Here is a 15,375-nt window from a genome sequence, read left to right as displayed (position 1 = left end):
CGGTGCAACTCTACTCCATCTGTTCCCCGGCAGGATACGTATGAAGATGCTGCTCAAACTTTTTCTGACAGCCATGGTGCTCACCGCAGGGGGATGCGGCGACTTTGTCGAGAACCTCTGCCGCTACGACGCTGATTGCCAGTCGGCGCAGTACTGCATCGATCTTCAATGCGTGAATGCCTGCGCTGACGACGACGAATGCTCCGAAGGCCGCCGATGCTTGAGCTACCAGCGCAGCGGCGAAGTCGAGCCTGTAGACGCCTGCCTTATCGATGATCGGCTACCGTCGGATGTGCAGTGCTCCAGCGATGAGCAATGCCGCGAAGAGCTCAACAGCACACGGGTCTTCTGCGGACTGGACGGGCGCTGTGCCTACCGAGTTGAGGAGAGCGACACCGACGGTGAAGACGCCGGAATCAGTGCAGACGCCAGCGTCGATGAAGATGCGTCCACCCTTGAGGATGCCGATGCGAATCCGGCGATTCTCCTGCTGATTGAGCAGAATCAACCCGAGCCCAACGCCGACGGCGACACCGGAGCCGACACGGGCATCGACGCAGACGCGGGGCTCGATGCCGGAACGGACCCGATTGCCGTAGAAGTTGCGCCGGTGCGCATCGGCGCGGTGATCGCGCGCAGCCCGGAGGGAAGCGCCGAGGCCTACGGACGGATCGTGCGCGTGGAGACCCCGCAGATGCCCGCCGTTGAGGCCTACCTTCAGCCAGCCCCGGTGGCGTTGGATGAGAGCGAGATGTGCATCAAGGAAGCAGCCCGGGCGCGCTTTACCTCCCTGGGCGGTCCCGGCGGCTGGATGCTGGTGGAGTTTGTCGACGGCTACGGCGATCGCATCTTGCCACGGTCGGATTGGAGCGTAGAGATCTTCGCCGAGAGCCCCCTCTGCCCGCTGGGCCATGAGCTTGAGCAACCCTCAAGTCTGCCAGCCGGAAGTTACCGTGCCGCACTTTGCTCGGGCGAGCCCGGGCAGCTGAGTGTCGAACGCGATTGCGGCGCGCCGGAGGTCGAGGCGCAACAGGGCTTCACTGAATTTGTGGTGACTCTGTGAGTCTCATCATATATAAAGCGCCCCGAAAGTAGCAGCGAGAGCGGCCGGTGGCGTGTAGGTTAGCATGACGACTCTTGCGCCGCGCGGAATCGCTCAAGTGTTTTTTTGGAAGTATTTGGTGTGAAGTGGCAAGAAGGTTGCAAGGCATCTCATCGCGAGGCCATCGGGCCTCCCGAAGAAGAGGTCTTCGACTCAAACCCCATGAAAAGGACGTGATTATGGACATCAAGCGTAATGTAGCGGGACTGTTTTTTGTGGCGGTCGGCGGCCTGGGTCTGCTGGCAGCGTGTGGTGAGATTGACTCGGAAGAGTCCTGCACCTTCGACGACGATTGCACCGGCGGTCAGGTCTGTGACCTGACGGTGTGCGTGGACACCTGCGAAACCAACGCGGATTGCTCCGGCACCGACGAATGCGTCGATCGCCCCGGTGGCGCCGAAGGCAAGGTCTGCCGCGCGGCCGAAGCGCCTGGTGATGACTGCCGCGACGCCGATTTCGGTGATTGCCCCGATGGGCAGGTTTGTAATGACGTCAGCGGCCAGTGCGTTGAGCCCGGCGAAGGCCCGGCTGAGTACTACACCGTGCGCATCAACGACGTGACCGACGTGGAAGGCGACGACCGCTGCGGTGACACCACCTACGGTTACGCCACCGCCGGTGCCAAGATCATGTACGTGGAGCTTAAAGATGACTCCGGCGTGATCGCCTACGGAGAGGCTGTGGGCGACGACATCACCGCAGGCTCCGACTTCATCAACACCTTCGACGTGATCGACGGCTCGGCCCCTGACCTTGTCGACCAGTGCCCGGCCGATGAAGCGTTTGTGCGTCTCGATAACGACAACGAAATCACCACCAACTTCACCGACCAGACCGTTGTGGCCCTGGGCTGTGGCGGCTCGCTCTACGTGCAGTTTCGCGACGAGAACGACAACCTGATCGCCCTCGACGAGAGCCACACCATCAATGTTGGTGAGTTCGGTCCGGCCTGCAACGCCACCGCACAGACCTCTGCTGACTACTACGACGTCTACATCTGCACCGACGCCGGCAGCAACGTCTCCAGCCCGGCCAACTGCGATGAGGTTCCGCTCAACGCCGAGGCGATGACCGGCGTGCTTGGCACCAACGTCCGCTTCTCCGACGCGGCCGAGTAAGTCGCATCGTTTTGATGTGACACCTCGACGCTTGAGGTAAGAGAACAGGCCGCCATCGTATCGATGGCGGCCTGTTTCGTTTGGAGAAGACGATGGCACTCTTGAACGCACGTCAGCTTGCGGCACCACTGGCAGCGATCGTGCTGCTTCTGACGGGCGGATGTGGCCCCGAGGAGGAGGTGCCCCTGTGTCGCAGCGATTATGAGTGCGATCCGGGGCTTGTGTGTGAACCTTCCGGGTGTCGCAGCGCATGCGAGGAAGACGCGGATTGCCGCGTGGGGCAGCGTTGCGAAGTGCGCCGTGTGGAGGAGGGGCTGGTCTGCACGCGCGTGGGTGCCGAGCGCTAAGGGAGAGCGCCGGCGATGTTTCGGTCTCAGTGGCCCGCGCAATGGCGGTGAGAAACTTACTCGTCTTTTGACGCGCCACCGAAGAGCGCCTTGAGGCGCACTGAGGCCGACTCACCGCTGGCGGAGAGCGCCTCGGAGAGGTCTCTCAGGCTTGCGCGCAGCGCGCCCGGAGCGGGCCAGGCGGAGCGCCGGCGGCCGAGCAGGTTGTCGGCGTAGAGCCTGGCGCAGAGCTGACGGCGCACCTTGCCCGACGCGGTCTTGGGCACCGATCGCGGAGGCAGGTGCATCAGCCTTACCGGATGCACATCGAGGTGAGCCGCCAGCAGCGCGTTGATGCGATCGTCGAGCTCGCCCGCGTCGGCGCCTGTCTGAACCTCAAACGCCACAACCAGGCGATCCTCATCACCATGGTCCGGGTCAGAAAAGATCGCTGTGCTGCCTGAACGCACCCCGTCGACCGAGTCGACGAAGAGCTCGACTTCTTCGGGGAAGATCAATCGTTTCCCCCCTGCGGCCTCGATACAGTCGGAGCGGCGGCTGACATAGAAAAGATCGCCATCGGCCACGTAGCCCAGATCACCGGTGAGCAGCCATCCATCACGAAGACGGGTGGGTTGCACATCGGAGGCCTCGCGTTTGGTCGCGTCAACATAGCCCGCCATCACTGTAGGCCCCTTCATGGCCACCTCGCCAAGGCAGCGTTCGGGGAGCTCGTTACCCTGCTCGTCGATCACGCAGATCTCCACCGGATCGAGGGGGCGACCGACCGAGACGACGTGCATGCGCTCGTAGGGTGAGGGCGCGCCGGCCTCGGGCAAAGGCTCGGCCCGACGGTCCCACTCCAGTGTGCGCCGGTTGATGCCGTCGATGCGTGGAGGCTGGCCGGCGGGATGAAAAGCAATCCCCAGTGTGGCCTCACTCATGCCGTAGACGGGCATCTGCGCCCAATTTTGAAGGCCAAACGCCTTAAAACGCTCACGAAAGCGGTGCATATGCTGAGCGCGCACAGGCTCGGAGCCATTCATGGCGATACGCCAGCTGGAGAGGTCCAGCCCCTCTAATGCCGAGTTCTGGCAGCGGCGCACGCAGTAGTTGTAAGCGAAGTTCGGCGCCAGGCTTAACGTGGCGCGATGGTCGTGGATGGCCCAGAACCAGTCTTCGGGCTGATCCAGAAAACGTTCCGGGGGCATCAACACAAGGCGAATATCCCAGTGCATCGCAAAGAAGACCGCGCCTACAAGTCCCATGATATTGTCGAGAGGAAGCCAGGAGACCTGCACATCTTCCGAAGACGCCTCAATGCGTCTGCCAATAGCCTCCAGCGAGGTGCGCAGGCCGGCATGAGTGAGCATCACCCCACGCGGCGCGCCGGTGGTGCCGGAGGTCGACTGGATATAAGCCACATCGTCGGGTTGAGGCTCAAAGGCCTGAAAGTCTACGTGAGCCGGCTGACCGGCGAGCAGGCGCTGGGGGTCGAGCACGTGCTCCAGGGGGTACGGGGGCCAGACCCCTGGCCAGCCAGACTCGGCACGGACTCCGAGGTCGGCGCAGAGCAGCACCCGGGCATCATAGCGGCGCGCGATACGCCGCCAGCGCATCAGGTTTGTGAGCCCCTTGAAAGCGTCGATCTCCCGCGGCCAGGGCAGCGGCACGGGCACGGCACCCAGCGCGCAGACCCCAAAAAAACTTATCAACGCGTCGAAGCAGGTAGGCTGCGCGACCAAAACGCGCTCTCCCGGGGCGACGCCCCGCTCCTTGAGGGCATGGCCCACACGTCGCGCGCCAGCCAGCAGTTGAGAATAGGTCCGAAACTCCTGGGCTCCTCGCTCATCACGCATATAAATGCCGCGCGCCGGCGAGCGCTGTGCGCGGGTCTGAAGAAGACCGAAGAGCGAGGGCCAGGCGCGGGTGCGCGCCTGCTCATCATCATAGAAGTCGTGGGCCATTGCGCGGCTCATCATCGAGGTCAAAAGTCGCGGGCCCTGACCGGCCCCTCCCCGAGGTTGTAGCCCGAAGCCCCCGAAGCTGTCGACGCTGGCGCAGGTTGTTGGAAGAAATCGCCCCGGCGCGTATGTTTGCGCTGGTAGGGGAAGCCCGTCTCAGCGGGTCAGCTTAGCTGCGCGCTCCTCAAGATGCGTACGCACCACGCGGGGCGCCCAACATGTCGCGAGGATTATGATGTCAGCCATTCTCTATTTTTTCGTAAGTTTCATCGTTCAGGCCGTTGCGCTCAAAGTGGCGATCTCGATGGTAGGCCACGGCAACACCTCCAACGCGCTCTCCAAGGCGATCGGAATCTCGCTCTTCTTGAACGTGCTGCTCTTCTTTGTGGGGCTGGTGCCGATTCTGGGCTGGGTGCTCAAGCCAGTTATCTGGCTGCTGGTCATGATGAGCGCCTACAACACGAGCTTCTTTAAGAGCATGGGTGTGGGCGTGGTGCAGGTCTTCCTGCAGTGGGGCATCGCGTTGGTGCTCTCCTGGCTGGGATTTAGCATGGCCTTTGCCGGCGTCTAATCCGGTCGCCCCTCCCTCTCCTGCGTCATCCACCTGACGCTACGCACAAAAAAGCCGCCGCTCCTCATGGGAGCGGCGGCTTTTTTGGGTGTTGCGTCGAGCGAAAAGCTCAGGCTTCGATCTTCTCGCGGGCCATAATCAGCTCGTGAATGAACTCGGCGAGCTGGCGGCCGATGTAGGCCATCGCGCTGATCTCCTGGCCGGCAAACGAGCTGGCACCTTTCTTGTTGATAACTTCGATCGCGCCGTAAACCCGGCCCTCAAACTGAACCGGGGAACAGGCCAGGCTGGTCGTTTCGTATCCCAGCGACTCGGAGATCTTTTTGTAAAAACGGGGGTCTTGATGGACGTCACTGATCGCCAGGCTGACGCCTTCACGGGCGCAGAAACCAACGATGCCCTGGCCCATCGGCACGCGGAAGCTCATGATCTCTTCAGCTTTGGGACCGCGGGCGGCGGCAAAGTAGAGCTCGCGGCCATTGACGTCGGCGAAGAGAATGGAGCCGCTCTCGGCGTTGAGCTTCTCCATGACCATGTCCATCACGAAGTTGACGACGTCTTCGAGCGCCATGTTGTTCTCATGGATGGCCTGGATCTCCAGGAACACATCCTCAATGAGATTTGCGGCGACCTTCTCGTCGGTGCGGCCGATCGTCACCGCGCTGCGCTCGCCGGTCTTGTGGCGCGACTCGCTGATGACACGGGGCTTCTCCTCCACATCGTCGCGTTGCAGCGACTCGAAGGTCGAGGAGCTGATGCGCATTTTGCCGTCGTCGGATTGCCACTGCTCGGACTCGGGTTCGGGCTTCGCCTCGGCTTTGGGTTCGGGCTCCTGTGTTGGCTCAACTTCGGGCTCGGGTTCGGGCTCCGGTGTTGGCTCAACTTCGGGCTCGGGTTCGGGCTCCTGTGTTGGCTCAACTTCGGGCTCGGGTTCGGGCTCCTGTGTTGGCTCAACTTCGGGCTCGGGTTCGGGCTCCTGTGTTGGCTCAACTTCAGCTGCGGGTTCAGGGCGAGCCAGGGGCTCCATCTTGACGGTAGCCGCCTGAGGAGGCTCGGGCTCGGCGCCGGCCTGAGCCTCAACCTCACGGATGATGAAGACCCGCTGGCTGGTGGCGTCGGTGACGTGGATGGAGTTGTCGCTCTTAATATCGCACATCACGTTGCGAACCATGCCCTCGCCGAGGCGCTCCAGGCCGGTTTTCAGGGCCTGCGTCCAGTTGCTGGCCTCGACCTCAATGGTCACATCGAAGCCACCTTCCTCGGCCGCCGGGATGAACACCTCATACTGCATCAACGCCTCCTCAAAGGGACAATCAAAGCTGAGATCGTAGAATCGTTCAAAACGTGTCAGGCAGGCTGACGTACGCCACAGGCACCATCACGACACCCGCCATGGGAGTCGCAGTCCTCGGGCTCGAAGCCGTCGACGAAGTACCCCAGTTCAACCAGGTCCTGGGCCTCAACCCAGCGCAGGGTCTGAGCGGCGCTGGCCGAGAGGTTGCAGGAGCAATGCATGCAGACCTCGACGAGCTCATCGCCCTCAAGATCACGTGCGGCCAGCACGGAGCGCTGGCATTGCGGGCAATGACCCATGCGAAAGCCGGGGATTTCGGCGGCCGGTTCCAGATGTTGTGCGCTCATAGGCTGATTACTCCGCGAAGCCATATGCCAATCGCGTCGCTACGCCAGGGCGCACCGGGGCGATCATGCGAGGCCGCTAACATAACGCCGCGGGGCACCGGCGAGCAAGACGCAATCGGGGCAGGTGTCCGCAGGTTCACGTGCCCTCAAAGGGCGGCGCAGCACATATGAAATCAGGGAGTGTCCGGAGGAGCAGCGGGCCAGTCCAGCCCACGGCGCGCGGCGCTGGCGAGGCGGTCGACGAGGTCAACGATGATGTCGGTGAGCTCGGAGAGGACGTGAAGGTCGTTGCTCATGGCGTCGAGGAGGGCCTCCCGAGCACCGGGGAGGGTCGGGATGGCCTGAGCGCTGAGCTTACGCTCGACGATGATCTCCAGGCTCTGCCTGGGGAGGTCGGCGGCGCGGGAGGGGTCGCGCATGGCGGCGGCGACCAACGTTGCGAGCGAGGCGGTGGTCGGATGAGTCGAGAGCGGCACGGTGGACGCGGTGGCATCAATCGCAGTCTCGGCGGTCGAGGCCGGGCCGCCCTCCGGGGCGGCAGCGCCGGAGATCGCGGCAGCGATCCGGTCTTGAAGCGAGGCCTCGAATTCATCGAAGGCCCCCGGGTCAATCGAAGGTGGCTGGTTTGAGATGTTCATACACATCACTCCGGAAGCCCGGTTGTAGCTGCGTGCGGGCAGAAAAACGTACGCATTAAACTCGTCGTTTGAGCGTATGAAAAAGCCATGGCGCGGAACGATGAGGCCGCGGTTTCGGTGCGCTCCGCGGCGAGGGCTCGGAGCGCACCGGGTCACGCATCAGGCGATGGGCTGGGACTCATCGTCGAGGTTGACCTGCAGGGGTTTCGGCAGCTCATCGGGAGGGATCTGCGACCAGGTCTCTCGGAGCGCGAGCGCGAGCTCGGCGTGGGGGCTCTGCGCCAGAGCCTCCGGGTCGATCTCGTCGAGCACGCGCCAGGCGCGACGATGGCGTCCGGCCAGAAAGCAAGCCTCGGCCATGTAGATGCTCGCCAGGATGTCATCGCGGTGGGTGCGTTTCACCTGCTGCAGGGTGCGAATGGCAAGGGGAAGTTGGCCGCTGGCAATGAGGATCCCACCTTTTAACGTGAGCGGCAGCGGATGATCCGGAAGCAGCTCAGCGGCGCGCTCACAGGCCTCCAGGGCCTCGGTGCAATGCCCGTAGGTGATGAGCAGGTAGGCGCGCTGCAGCTCCTGGTGCGCCCGATGACGGGCATCTTCCGGTGTTGCGCTCTCGGGGGAATGAGACGAAGGCATAGGTGCTCCGTGGGGGGTCAGGCGTGCATATTATTGATGGCGGCTTTGGCGGTGTCGTGGCGCACTTTCATCAGGTTGGAGAGGGTGGAGAAGCGGCGATTATCGGCCTGCATCTCGGTCTGAAGTTGCAGGTACTGCAGGTTGAAGACCTGACTCTGCTTCTGCATCTCAAACATGCGGTCGAGCTGGTCGCCCTGCCCTCCGGGAGTCAGCCCGCCGGGCGAGGTCGCTTTGAGCTCGCGCAGGCCATTGGCGGCCATGCTCACGAGCTGACCTCCGGGGAAGATCGGGGCGACGGCGGCAACCCCGGCCAGCGCGCCGTCGGCCATTTTGGAGAGAACCTGTCGAAAACGTCCACCGTTGGGGTTGGCGGTCTGGGCGAGGTCTTGAGAGATGGGCGGGCTCTGGGGGGAGCCGATCCCGTTAATGCCGGACATAGAAGCCTCCTGTAACGATGCGTGAGCTAACCAGGCGTGACCGCAATGCAAGTGGCGAGCGATGCGCCCTGATTCTGTTATCGAAAGCTCGGCGTCGATCTTGCGTGATGACCCCAACTTTTTTTTCGACCACGGCCCCGGGCATCCGAGCTACCTTGTGGTGCGTCGCCACCGCGGCCTATAATCGGCGGGCAGCACGAGCTCGCATCAGGGGGCCGAAATGCTGCCGGCGATCGCCCTGTTCTGCTGACGCGAGATGATCATGAGAGGCCGCAATGACCCAAAACCGCCTGAAAATTAAAGCGCACTCCCTGGACCTGGAGCTCACCGGAGAGGCGGCGTACGTCGAAGACGCCTACCAGGCGATCCGCTCGGTGGTCGTGCAGCGATTCGCCCAGACGCTGGAGTCCGATCAGGCTGGCCCTTCTGAGAAGAAACGCAGCACGACCCAGCCCCTCTACCGTGCCGACGGCGTCAAGGAACGCATCGCTCCCTCTCGCGAGATGGCCGACAATCACCTTCATCTGGTGGTGTGCAGCGAGCTCTACCATAAGGTCTCGGTACTGGCGCGACCGGATCTGGCCAAGACGATCTTCGGCAAGGTTCTGAGCGCAGATCGCATCGACCACGTCTACATCGACGAAGGCGATCTGCAGCGGCTGGAGCGCCATTTTGAAGTCGGCAAAACCTTATGGCGCGAGCTCACCGCCAGCGGGCGGGCGGTGGTGCATGGCGAGGGTCCATGAGCCAGGTTGAGATCATCGTGGGGCGCGGCTGGAAGGAGGATGTGCGCTATCTGAGCGCGCTCGATCCTCTTCGGCCGGCTGAGAGTGCGATGAGCCTGCTGGAAATCCGCGACATCATCGACATTGTGGTCGACGGCACCAACCTGACCGCGTCGATCCCCGAAGAGGCGATCTTCGGAGTGGTAGGCGGACTGCTGGAGGGGCTGGTGGCGCTCTCCCAGGGCACTCGCACCAAGGTGATCCTGGAGTTTCCGCACGAGCCCTGGGAGCTGGTGCTGGTGGCGCGCGATCGTCAGCTCTTTGTGAGCGCCTATAGCCTGGGGCGCGACAAGCAGGTGGTCGCCCGCGATCTTCCGATCGACGCGGCGGCCTTCGTGGGCGCGTTGACCGAGGCGGCGGAGGAACTCCTGCGGGAGCTTTTCGGCATCTCGGAGCGCTTTTCTTCGGAGCGCTACGTGCGCCAGCTCAGCCAGTGGCTCGGGGTACTTAAGCGAGGGCGTCAGCTGAGCTACGGGGCGGCGGTGCCCATCGCGCGCGAACCACTGGCTGACAGAGCTTCGGCGACCTCCTCGACCGAAGGACTGACCCTGGGCTACGAGTTGATCAGCGAAGATGCCGGGCTTCGGGGCTACCATGGCGAGCAGATCTTCGATCTTCATGCGCTGCTCTTCCCCGGCACGCTTCGCGCCGAGCTCGGTGATGCGACGGTTCTACTCTCGCCGCACTACCCCTTTCTGGCGATGGGGAGCCTGCTTGAACGCGCGCGCCAGCTCTTAAGCCATCTGGAAGCGCGCAGCGAGGAGCGGCTCGAGCTGATCGAGCCGCTTCCCTACCTCAACCTGAAGGTGCGCGACGACGGTCCACGATGGGAGGTGGACATCTCCGGGGAGCGCTGGTCGGTGAGCCCGACGGAGTGTCTGGATCGGATGCTCACCCTGTCCGAACTCTTTGTCCAGGACTTGATCGAGCTCAACCCCCGGCTGGAGCTTAATCAGCGTTTCGTGGATCTCGACGACGAGGTTCAAAAGCTCCGCCAGTGGCATCGCGATCTCTGCGGCAACGATGTCTACCACGATGCGCCTGAGGCGTATCTTCGGGCCCAGGGGCATATGCAGCCTGAGGAGTTCCGGGCCGCACCTTCACCCGGGTTTGCCTGGCCGCTGAGCCAGGTGCACACGCTCTTTCCCAGAGCGCGCTGGGAGTATCGACGTGCGGGCATGGATCTGAGTACGACACGGCTGGTGGGGAGCGGATTGTTGCTCTCGACGCCCATCAGCACGGTTATGCTTGACGCTCGCAGCGGCCAGGAGCGCTGGCTCTGGGGTGAGGCTCGCTCGCCAGTCGAGGCGCGCGGGCGGGCGCGTGCGGCCGGCCCCTGGGTGGTCGTGGCCGAGGGTCAGGGAAGGGTGCGCTGGCTCGATGCTGCGAGCGGAGCGCCGGCCGGCAGTGTGGCGCTGGGCACCGGCTTTGGCGCACTCAAAGAGGTGGCATATTACCCTGCCGAGGGTCTTCTGGTGGTGGCCAGCGACCAGGGCAAGATGGCCTGTGTGGATCTGGATGCCCGGGCGGTGCGCTGGCGCTTTGCCGTTGGCCCGGCGCGCTTTAGCGCGTTGATCTTTGACGGTCCCCTGATCTGCGCGCGCACCACCGAGGGGCATCTGATCGCGCTGAGCCCGAGTCAGGGGCAGGTGCTCTGGCGGGTGCGTATTGGCGGGCACTCCGAGAAGGGAGTGATGGTCCACCAGGGACGCTACTATGCAGTGACCCATGATACCCACCATCGCGGCTCCACGGTGCACGCCTGCTACCCCTTTACCGGACGCTCGGTCTGGCAGATACGCCTGGCGGGGTGGGTCTGCGGGGCACCGAGTTTTATCGATCAGTGGATGGTCGTGCCGGTGGAGCGCCACGGGCAGGTCTCTCTATGTGGCATTGCCCTGGAGGCGGTGCAGCCTCAGGTCAGCTGGCGCATCGACCTGCTCAGCGCCGGGCTCTATGAGCCGACACCGGCTGTCGCCGTCGATCTGGGGGGGCAATGGCACGGAGTTGTGCGCACCGACCGTGGCGAGACGACCTGCTTCCGGGTGGACGACGGGGCGATTCGCTGGCAGGCGACGCCCGCTCGCGAGACGTTGTTGCTCTACGGCAACCTCGATCTCTTCACGATCGGGGATTCGCTGATCAGCGTGGGCGAAGACATCATGGTGCGCGATCTGCACAGTGGGCGGCGTCTTCACACCTTTGAAGCCATGGAAAGCCCGGAGCAGGCCCTTCTCTCGGCCCCCTTTCAGCTCATTCTCGGTGAACAGGCCACCGAACAGGGCGAAGAGGACGTGCTTGCCGCCTGGAGCGTGGACCACTTTATGGCGGTGCTTGAGGGCGGCGGGGGCTAATCCCCCTCAGCAGCACCACCGGCGTTCGGGGCGTCAGATGCCGAAGAAGAGACGCTTGGCGAAGTCGCTGGAGAGTTCCGACTCGAAGATCTTCCGGGCGGCTTCACGGATATCGTACTCCACGCGGTGGAAGGTGAAGGTACGCGCTTCGGTGTCGTAGACGCCGTAGCAGGCGCGGTTGTCGTTATCGCGGGGCTGGCCCACGCTGCCGACGGTGACGATGTACTTGCGCCCTTCTTCAAAGGTTATCGTGGGACCAAAGACCTCCACCGCACCGTCTTCCGGGTGCAGGCTAAAGGACTTGGTCAAGTGCGAGTGACCGATGAAGGTGATCTCGTTGAGTTCGTCCCAATGCTCGATAAGCTGGTTGGCCTGCTGAAGGTTGAAGACGTACTCGAAGTCTTCTTTGTTGATCGGCGAGCCGTGGCAGAAGCACAGGTTATCCCAGTCTTCACGGTAGGGCAGCGTGCGCAGCCACTCGTGGTGCGTCTCTTCGAGCTTGTTAGCGTGCCAGTCCAGGGCATTGCGCGCCGCGTCGTAGTAGTAGGCGTAGTTCATGCGCCCGCAAACCGCCGCGTCGTGGTTGCCCAGGATGGTGACCTCGGCCAGATCGCGCACGACCTCACAGCAGGCATTGGGCTCAGCGCCGTAACCCACGACATCGCCCAGACAGACGAACGTATCGATGGGCGGCTCGTGGGCCTTGTAAGCCTCTACGACCGGCTTGAGGGCGTCGATGTTGGCGTGAACGTCGCTGAAGATTCCGATGAGCATGCGTGGACCGCGTCTGGCTGATGATTGAGCGGGGCGCCTCAGTGAGGGGGCGCGGAGGTCCCCCCACTATGGAGCCGGGGCGCCGGGAAGTAAACGAGGGAGTGATCGGGGGTTAGCCGGCAAACTGACGGGCGCGTTTTGCAGCACGACGCAGATGTTTACTGCGATCGCTGGAGAGTGCGTCGAGCGTGCCGGGGCGAGCTGCTTCGAGGTGAGCGAGCGCAAGCGCGAGGTGCTCATCCTCCGGACTCGACTTAATCGCCCGCGAGAGCGGGTCAACCAGCGCGTCACCAAAACCAGCCAGCGCGCTGGCCAGTTCCGCAGGGTTGCCGCATTGGTGCTCATCGCCCAGCGCTTTGAGCAGGGCATTGATGGCGTCGGTGTGCCCGGCCTTAACCAGGGTGCGCGCAATAATGAGGGTTGCGGCAGCACCGGCAGTAGGCAGCAAGTTACTCAGGTGAGCGGTGAGACGCTCGGCGCGCGCCTCCATAAAGCGCGCCAGTGCGTCTCGTTCAACGCTGCTCATATTCTCGCTCGCTTCGAGCACGTCGCTCAAGGCGTGGGGAGAGAAGCGCTCGACAAGCACCTGGGCAACCTCCAGGCGCCCGGCCGGATCGCCAAGGCGCGCCTGCAAATCTCCGCGCCTGGCCTTCTCCATCACCGGCAGATCTTCAATACGCGCGGTGTCGACCAGAATGTAGGTCGTACCGCTGGCCGGAACGGTATGTTCGATGATCACCTGGTCGACCTCCGACTCTTCGACGATCTCCAGGATCTCATCATCATCGAGGTCGATGGCTTCAGCCTCCAGGCTCTCGTCTTCAGCGTCGAGCATGTCCTCGTAGTCCTGAGCGCGCTTGAGACTCAGTTCGGCCAGCTCCAGCACGTCGGGCTCCGGCGTCACGCCGTGGCTCTGTGCAAGTTGGATGAGCGCATCCCAGTTCTCCCACTGCTGGATGGGGTCGAGGTCGTTGGGTCGCACGCCGACGCAGAGTTCGGCGAAGCTCGCCAGCAGGCGCTGCGTCAGACTGATGCGATCGGTGATGATGGACTCATCGATGGCCACCTGCTGGAGCTCATCGCCCAGCGCGATGCCCCAGTGAAGGGCCTGACGGGCGACGCGTTTCTGAATCTCGCGGAAGAGCGAGAGAGGAAAGGCGCGGTTACCAACGAGGTAGGCCACCTGCTCGGAGCGCGACCAGTAGCCAACAACCCCCGCAGCGAGCATCGCCTCCGAGGCGCTGTCGATACGCGAGAAGCGCCCGTCGACAAAGGGGTGGCGCATCTGCCCGACGAGTTCGACCTCACCGAGCGCAATGGCGGCGCGCGCTTCGGAGTCGTCGCCGTTGAAAGCGTCGCGCCAGGCGCGGGCACGCTCTCGGGCCCAGGCGATGTTCGCGGCGATGGGCGCCCCGCCCTCCCAGGAGATCGCCGGGCTTCCCTGCTCCCCATAGATCACGAGGCTGACGTGTTGATCGCGCGCCAGGGTGTCGAGGATGGCGCGCTCGGTATCGCCACCATCAGCAAGAGGCGCACCAACCGCATCCAGAAGCTCGCCGGACGCGTCAAAAGCCGCCAGCGTCAGCGCCATCACCGGTACGCCATCGACGTCATGAAGTTGAAAGAAGAAGCGAACTTCGGCGGCGTCTTCATAGGTAGCAACGCGCTCGTCACTGAGCGAATAGCCCACCTGCACCAGATCGGAGGTTTCGCGGACAAACACCAACTCACCGTCGGCAGCCGCATCGAAGTTCCCGGGGAGCTCAGCCGGAGTAGCCCGCACGAGTTGATGACGCGCGGGCTCCGGGCGACGGGCGGGCTCCGAGCCGGTATCGCGCAGCGAGGCTGCACCGGGAGGCGTGGGCGCGACGGAAGGATTCATCACCTCAATGAACTGGTCGTCGGTCACGACCTGGGTGGCCTCTTCGGCGTTGGAGCTCTGGGCTCCCTGCTCAAGGCGTAGCCGCTCCTGCTCCAGGTTGAGTTCCTGAACTTGCAGGGCACGGCGGGCTTCTTCGAGCATCGCGCGCTCTTCTTCGAGGCGCGTACGCTCCTCTTCGAGGCGAGTGCGCGTGTCCTGAACGCGGGCGCTGGCGCGCTCAACGCGGGAGGCAACCTCATTGAGTTGCTGACGATCGCGGGCAATCGCCTCCTGCTCTTCCTGGACGCCGCTCTGAGAGTTCTCCAACGCGCGCTGCGCACGCTCCAACTCGGCGCGGGCCTCGTTGAGGCTCTCCCGCTGGCCGGCGAGTTCGGATTTGAGGGTTTCGAGCTCAGCCTGGAGCGCTTCTTCGGCCTCGGAGGGGCCTGACGGAGCGGTCGTCGTGATCACGGTAGCCTCACCCACCTCCGAGCTGTCTTGAGGCGTCGGCGCTTGCGGCTGGCCGGCTTCTGCAGCACGGTCGGCGGCCTCTTCCAGCGCAATGAGGCGCGAGGGCTCAAAGATCGTGTGGAAGTTACGCACGTAGTTCGGCAACACCTCACGCTCGCGCGCGAGTTCCTCAAGCAGCGCGCTGCGCCGTTTAAATTCCTCGTGACGCAGCGTCTCGGGGATCACCAGCACAAAGAGGCGGCGTTTCTCATCGTGATAAATCACCGAGATCGCCAGATCGTAGATACGCCCATCATCAAAGGGGCATTCCACCACGTTGAGCGTCCCGTCGATCAGGCGTTGACGAAGCTCCGGGTGCGTCTGAATGTTGATCCCGGTATACACGCTTGCCGGGAAGACCGGCCCGGCGGCGCTGCTGATAAGTACCGAGGTCTGTGCCGTGCGTCCCAGGTGGCCTTGATAAGGCGCCTGAGCGCCGTCGTGATATTCCATGGACGTGCCTCGCCAGAGTGCGTCAAACGCGTAAAAAGAAAGAGGTTCGTGACCGGTTGTGCTGCATACCATGGGATTTTAGCGACCTTCAAGCCTTGAGATCATCGGCGGGCATCCTCATCCTCGTCTGCAACTTCATCATGTTGGATCGATCTTTGCTCTACCTGTGAGGGGAACGACGTGACGATGCGTCACCTGCCCCGAC

At 63.4% G+C, this 15,375-nt stretch carries 14 protein-coding genes; 6 read left to right on the top strand and 8 right to left on the bottom strand.

Translation table 11 applies throughout. From position 1 onward, the window contains the following. The first annotated feature begins 40 nt into the window (after positions 1-40). From EA187_RS15340 to EA187_RS15330, 3 genes are all read left to right on the top strand, one after another. The gene (locus EA187_RS15340) at positions 41-1,063 is read left to right on the top strand and encodes a hypothetical protein (RefSeq protein ID WP_127780822.1); all 1,023 of its coding nucleotides are present in this window, start codon (positions 41-43) and stop codon (positions 1,061-1,063) included. A 218-nt stretch (positions 1,064-1,281) separates the two neighbouring features. Next, positions 1,282-2,220, top strand: coding sequence for a hypothetical protein (locus EA187_RS15335; RefSeq protein WP_127780821.1), 939 nt, complete (start codon positions 1,282-1,284; stop codon positions 2,218-2,220). 92 nt (positions 2,221-2,312) lie between these two features. Then, positions 2,313-2,567: a hypothetical protein gene (locus EA187_RS15330; RefSeq protein WP_127780820.1), complete on the top strand. Its 255-nt coding sequence runs from the start codon at positions 2,313-2,315 to the stop codon at positions 2,565-2,567. Positions 2,568-2,623: 56 nt separating this feature from the next. Here the strand turns inward: EA187_RS15330 and EA187_RS15325 are convergent, their stop codons facing one another. Then, a complete protein-coding gene (locus EA187_RS15325; RefSeq protein ID WP_164856311.1) occupies positions 2,624-4,525 on the bottom strand; it encodes an AMP-binding protein in 1,902 nt (633 codons plus the stop codon). 220 nt (positions 4,526-4,745) lie between these two features. Here EA187_RS15325 and EA187_RS15320 point away from each other — a divergent pair, with 220 nt between their 5' ends. Continuing rightward, on the top strand, positions 4,746-5,081 hold the full coding sequence (locus tag EA187_RS15320) for a hypothetical protein (protein ID WP_115603634.1): 336 nt from the start codon (positions 4,746-4,748) through the stop codon (positions 5,079-5,081). A gap of 109 nt (positions 5,082-5,190) precedes the next feature. On the opposite strand, the gene EA187_RS15315 is transcribed toward EA187_RS15320, so the two are convergent. The 5 genes from EA187_RS15315 to EA187_RS15295 all read right to left on the bottom strand — a co-directional run bounded on the left by EA187_RS15315 (position 5,191) and on the right by EA187_RS15295 (position 8,433). After that, entirely contained in the window at positions 5,191-6,372 is a 1,182-nt protein-coding gene (locus tag EA187_RS15315) for a GAF domain-containing protein (RefSeq protein ID WP_127780818.1), read from the bottom strand. 56 nt (positions 6,373-6,428) lie between these two features. Continuing rightward, positions 6,429-6,722, bottom strand: a complete 294-nt coding sequence (locus EA187_RS15310) for a hypothetical protein (RefSeq protein ID WP_115603632.1) — start codon at positions 6,720-6,722, stop codon at positions 6,429-6,431. A 173-nt stretch (positions 6,723-6,895) separates the two neighbouring features. Beyond that, positions 6,896-7,360: a hypothetical protein gene (locus EA187_RS15305; RefSeq protein WP_127780817.1), complete on the bottom strand. Its 465-nt coding sequence runs from the start codon at positions 7,358-7,360 to the stop codon at positions 6,896-6,898. 159 nt (positions 7,361-7,519) lie between these two features. After that, on the bottom strand, positions 7,520-7,996 hold the full coding sequence (locus EA187_RS15300) for a tetratricopeptide repeat protein (protein WP_115603630.1): 477 nt from the start codon (positions 7,994-7,996) through the stop codon (positions 7,520-7,522). A gap of 17 nt (positions 7,997-8,013) precedes the next feature. Further along, positions 8,014-8,433, bottom strand: a complete 420-nt coding sequence (locus EA187_RS15295; RefSeq protein ID WP_115603629.1) for a hypothetical protein — start codon at positions 8,431-8,433, stop codon at positions 8,014-8,016. A 275-nt stretch (positions 8,434-8,708) separates the two neighbouring features. Here EA187_RS15295 and EA187_RS15290 point away from each other — a divergent pair, with 275 nt between their 5' ends. Both EA187_RS15290 and EA187_RS15285 read left to right on the top strand, forming a co-directional pair. After that, a complete protein-coding gene (locus EA187_RS15290) occupies positions 8,709-9,179 on the top strand; it encodes a hypothetical protein (protein WP_115603628.1) in 471 nt (156 codons plus the stop codon). Further along, positions 9,176-11,572 carry an outer membrane protein assembly factor BamB family protein gene (locus EA187_RS15285; protein WP_164856310.1) on the top strand — a complete coding sequence of 799 codons (2,397 nt, stop codon included), beginning with the start codon at positions 9,176-9,178 and terminating at the stop codon, positions 11,570-11,572. The genes EA187_RS15290 and EA187_RS15285 overlap by 4 nt, the downstream gene beginning before the upstream one ends. A 33-nt stretch (positions 11,573-11,605) precedes the next feature. On the opposite strand, the gene EA187_RS15280 is transcribed toward EA187_RS15285, so the two are convergent. Together EA187_RS15280 and EA187_RS15275 are read right to left on the bottom strand one after the other, a co-directional pair. Further along, positions 11,606-12,346, bottom strand: coding sequence for a metallophosphoesterase family protein (locus tag EA187_RS15280; RefSeq protein WP_115603626.1), 741 nt, complete (start codon positions 12,344-12,346; stop codon positions 11,606-11,608). Positions 12,347-12,458: 112 nt separating this feature from the next. Beyond that, entirely contained in the window at positions 12,459-15,170 is a 2,712-nt protein-coding gene (locus tag EA187_RS15275) for a CpXC domain-containing protein (RefSeq protein ID WP_164856309.1), read from the bottom strand. Between the last annotated feature and the right edge of the window lie 205 nt (positions 15,171-15,375).

It is taken from the genome of Lujinxingia sediminis (genome assembly GCF_004005565.1).
Taxonomy (GTDB): Bacteria; Myxococcota_A; Bradymonadia; order Bradymonadales; family Bradymonadaceae; genus Lujinxingia; species Lujinxingia sediminis.
This window is presented reverse-complemented; position numbering and strand designations above follow the sequence as displayed.

What these genes read in the sequence shown, in the direction of transcription:
- EA187_RS15340 (WP_127780822.1), top strand. Translation starts at nt 41, where the DNA reads ATGAAGATGCTGCTCAAACTTTTTCTGACAGCCATGGTGCTCACCGCA.
- EA187_RS15335 (WP_127780821.1), top strand. Translation starts at nt 1,282, where the DNA reads ATGGACATCAAGCGTAATGTAGCGGGACTGTTTTTTGTGGCGGTCGGC.
- EA187_RS15330 (WP_127780820.1), top strand. Translation starts at nt 2,313, where the DNA reads ATGGCACTCTTGAACGCACGTCAGCTTGCGGCACCACTGGCAGCGATC.
- EA187_RS15325 (WP_164856311.1), bottom strand. Translation starts at nt 4,525, where the DNA reads ATGAGCCGCGCAATGGCCCACGACTTCTATGATGATGAGCAGGCGCGC.
- EA187_RS15320 (WP_115603634.1), top strand. Translation starts at nt 4,746, where the DNA reads ATGTCAGCCATTCTCTATTTTTTCGTAAGTTTCATCGTTCAGGCCGTT.
- EA187_RS15315 (WP_127780818.1), bottom strand. Translation starts at nt 6,372, where the DNA reads ATGCAGTATGAGGTGTTCATCCCGGCGGCCGAGGAAGGTGGCTTCGAT.
- EA187_RS15310 (WP_115603632.1), bottom strand. Translation starts at nt 6,722, where the DNA reads ATGAGCGCACAACATCTGGAACCGGCCGCCGAAATCCCCGGCTTTCGC.
- EA187_RS15305 (WP_127780817.1), bottom strand. Translation starts at nt 7,360, where the DNA reads ATGAACATCTCAAACCAGCCACCTTCGATTGACCCGGGGGCCTTCGAT.
- EA187_RS15300 (WP_115603630.1), bottom strand. Translation starts at nt 7,996, where the DNA reads ATGCCTTCGTCTCATTCCCCCGAGAGCGCAACACCGGAAGATGCCCGT.
- EA187_RS15295 (WP_115603629.1), bottom strand. Translation starts at nt 8,433, where the DNA reads ATGTCCGGCATTAACGGGATCGGCTCCCCCCAGAGCCCGCCCATCTCT.
- EA187_RS15290 (WP_115603628.1), top strand. Translation starts at nt 8,709, where the DNA reads ATGACCCAAAACCGCCTGAAAATTAAAGCGCACTCCCTGGACCTGGAG.
- EA187_RS15285 (WP_164856310.1), top strand. Translation starts at nt 9,176, where the DNA reads ATGAGCCAGGTTGAGATCATCGTGGGGCGCGGCTGGAAGGAGGATGTG.
- EA187_RS15280 (WP_115603626.1), bottom strand. Translation starts at nt 12,346, where the DNA reads ATGCTCATCGGAATCTTCAGCGACGTTCACGCCAACATCGACGCCCTC.
- EA187_RS15275 (WP_164856309.1), bottom strand. Translation starts at nt 15,170, where the DNA reads ATGGAATATCACGACGGCGCTCAGGCGCCTTATCAAGGCCACCTGGGA.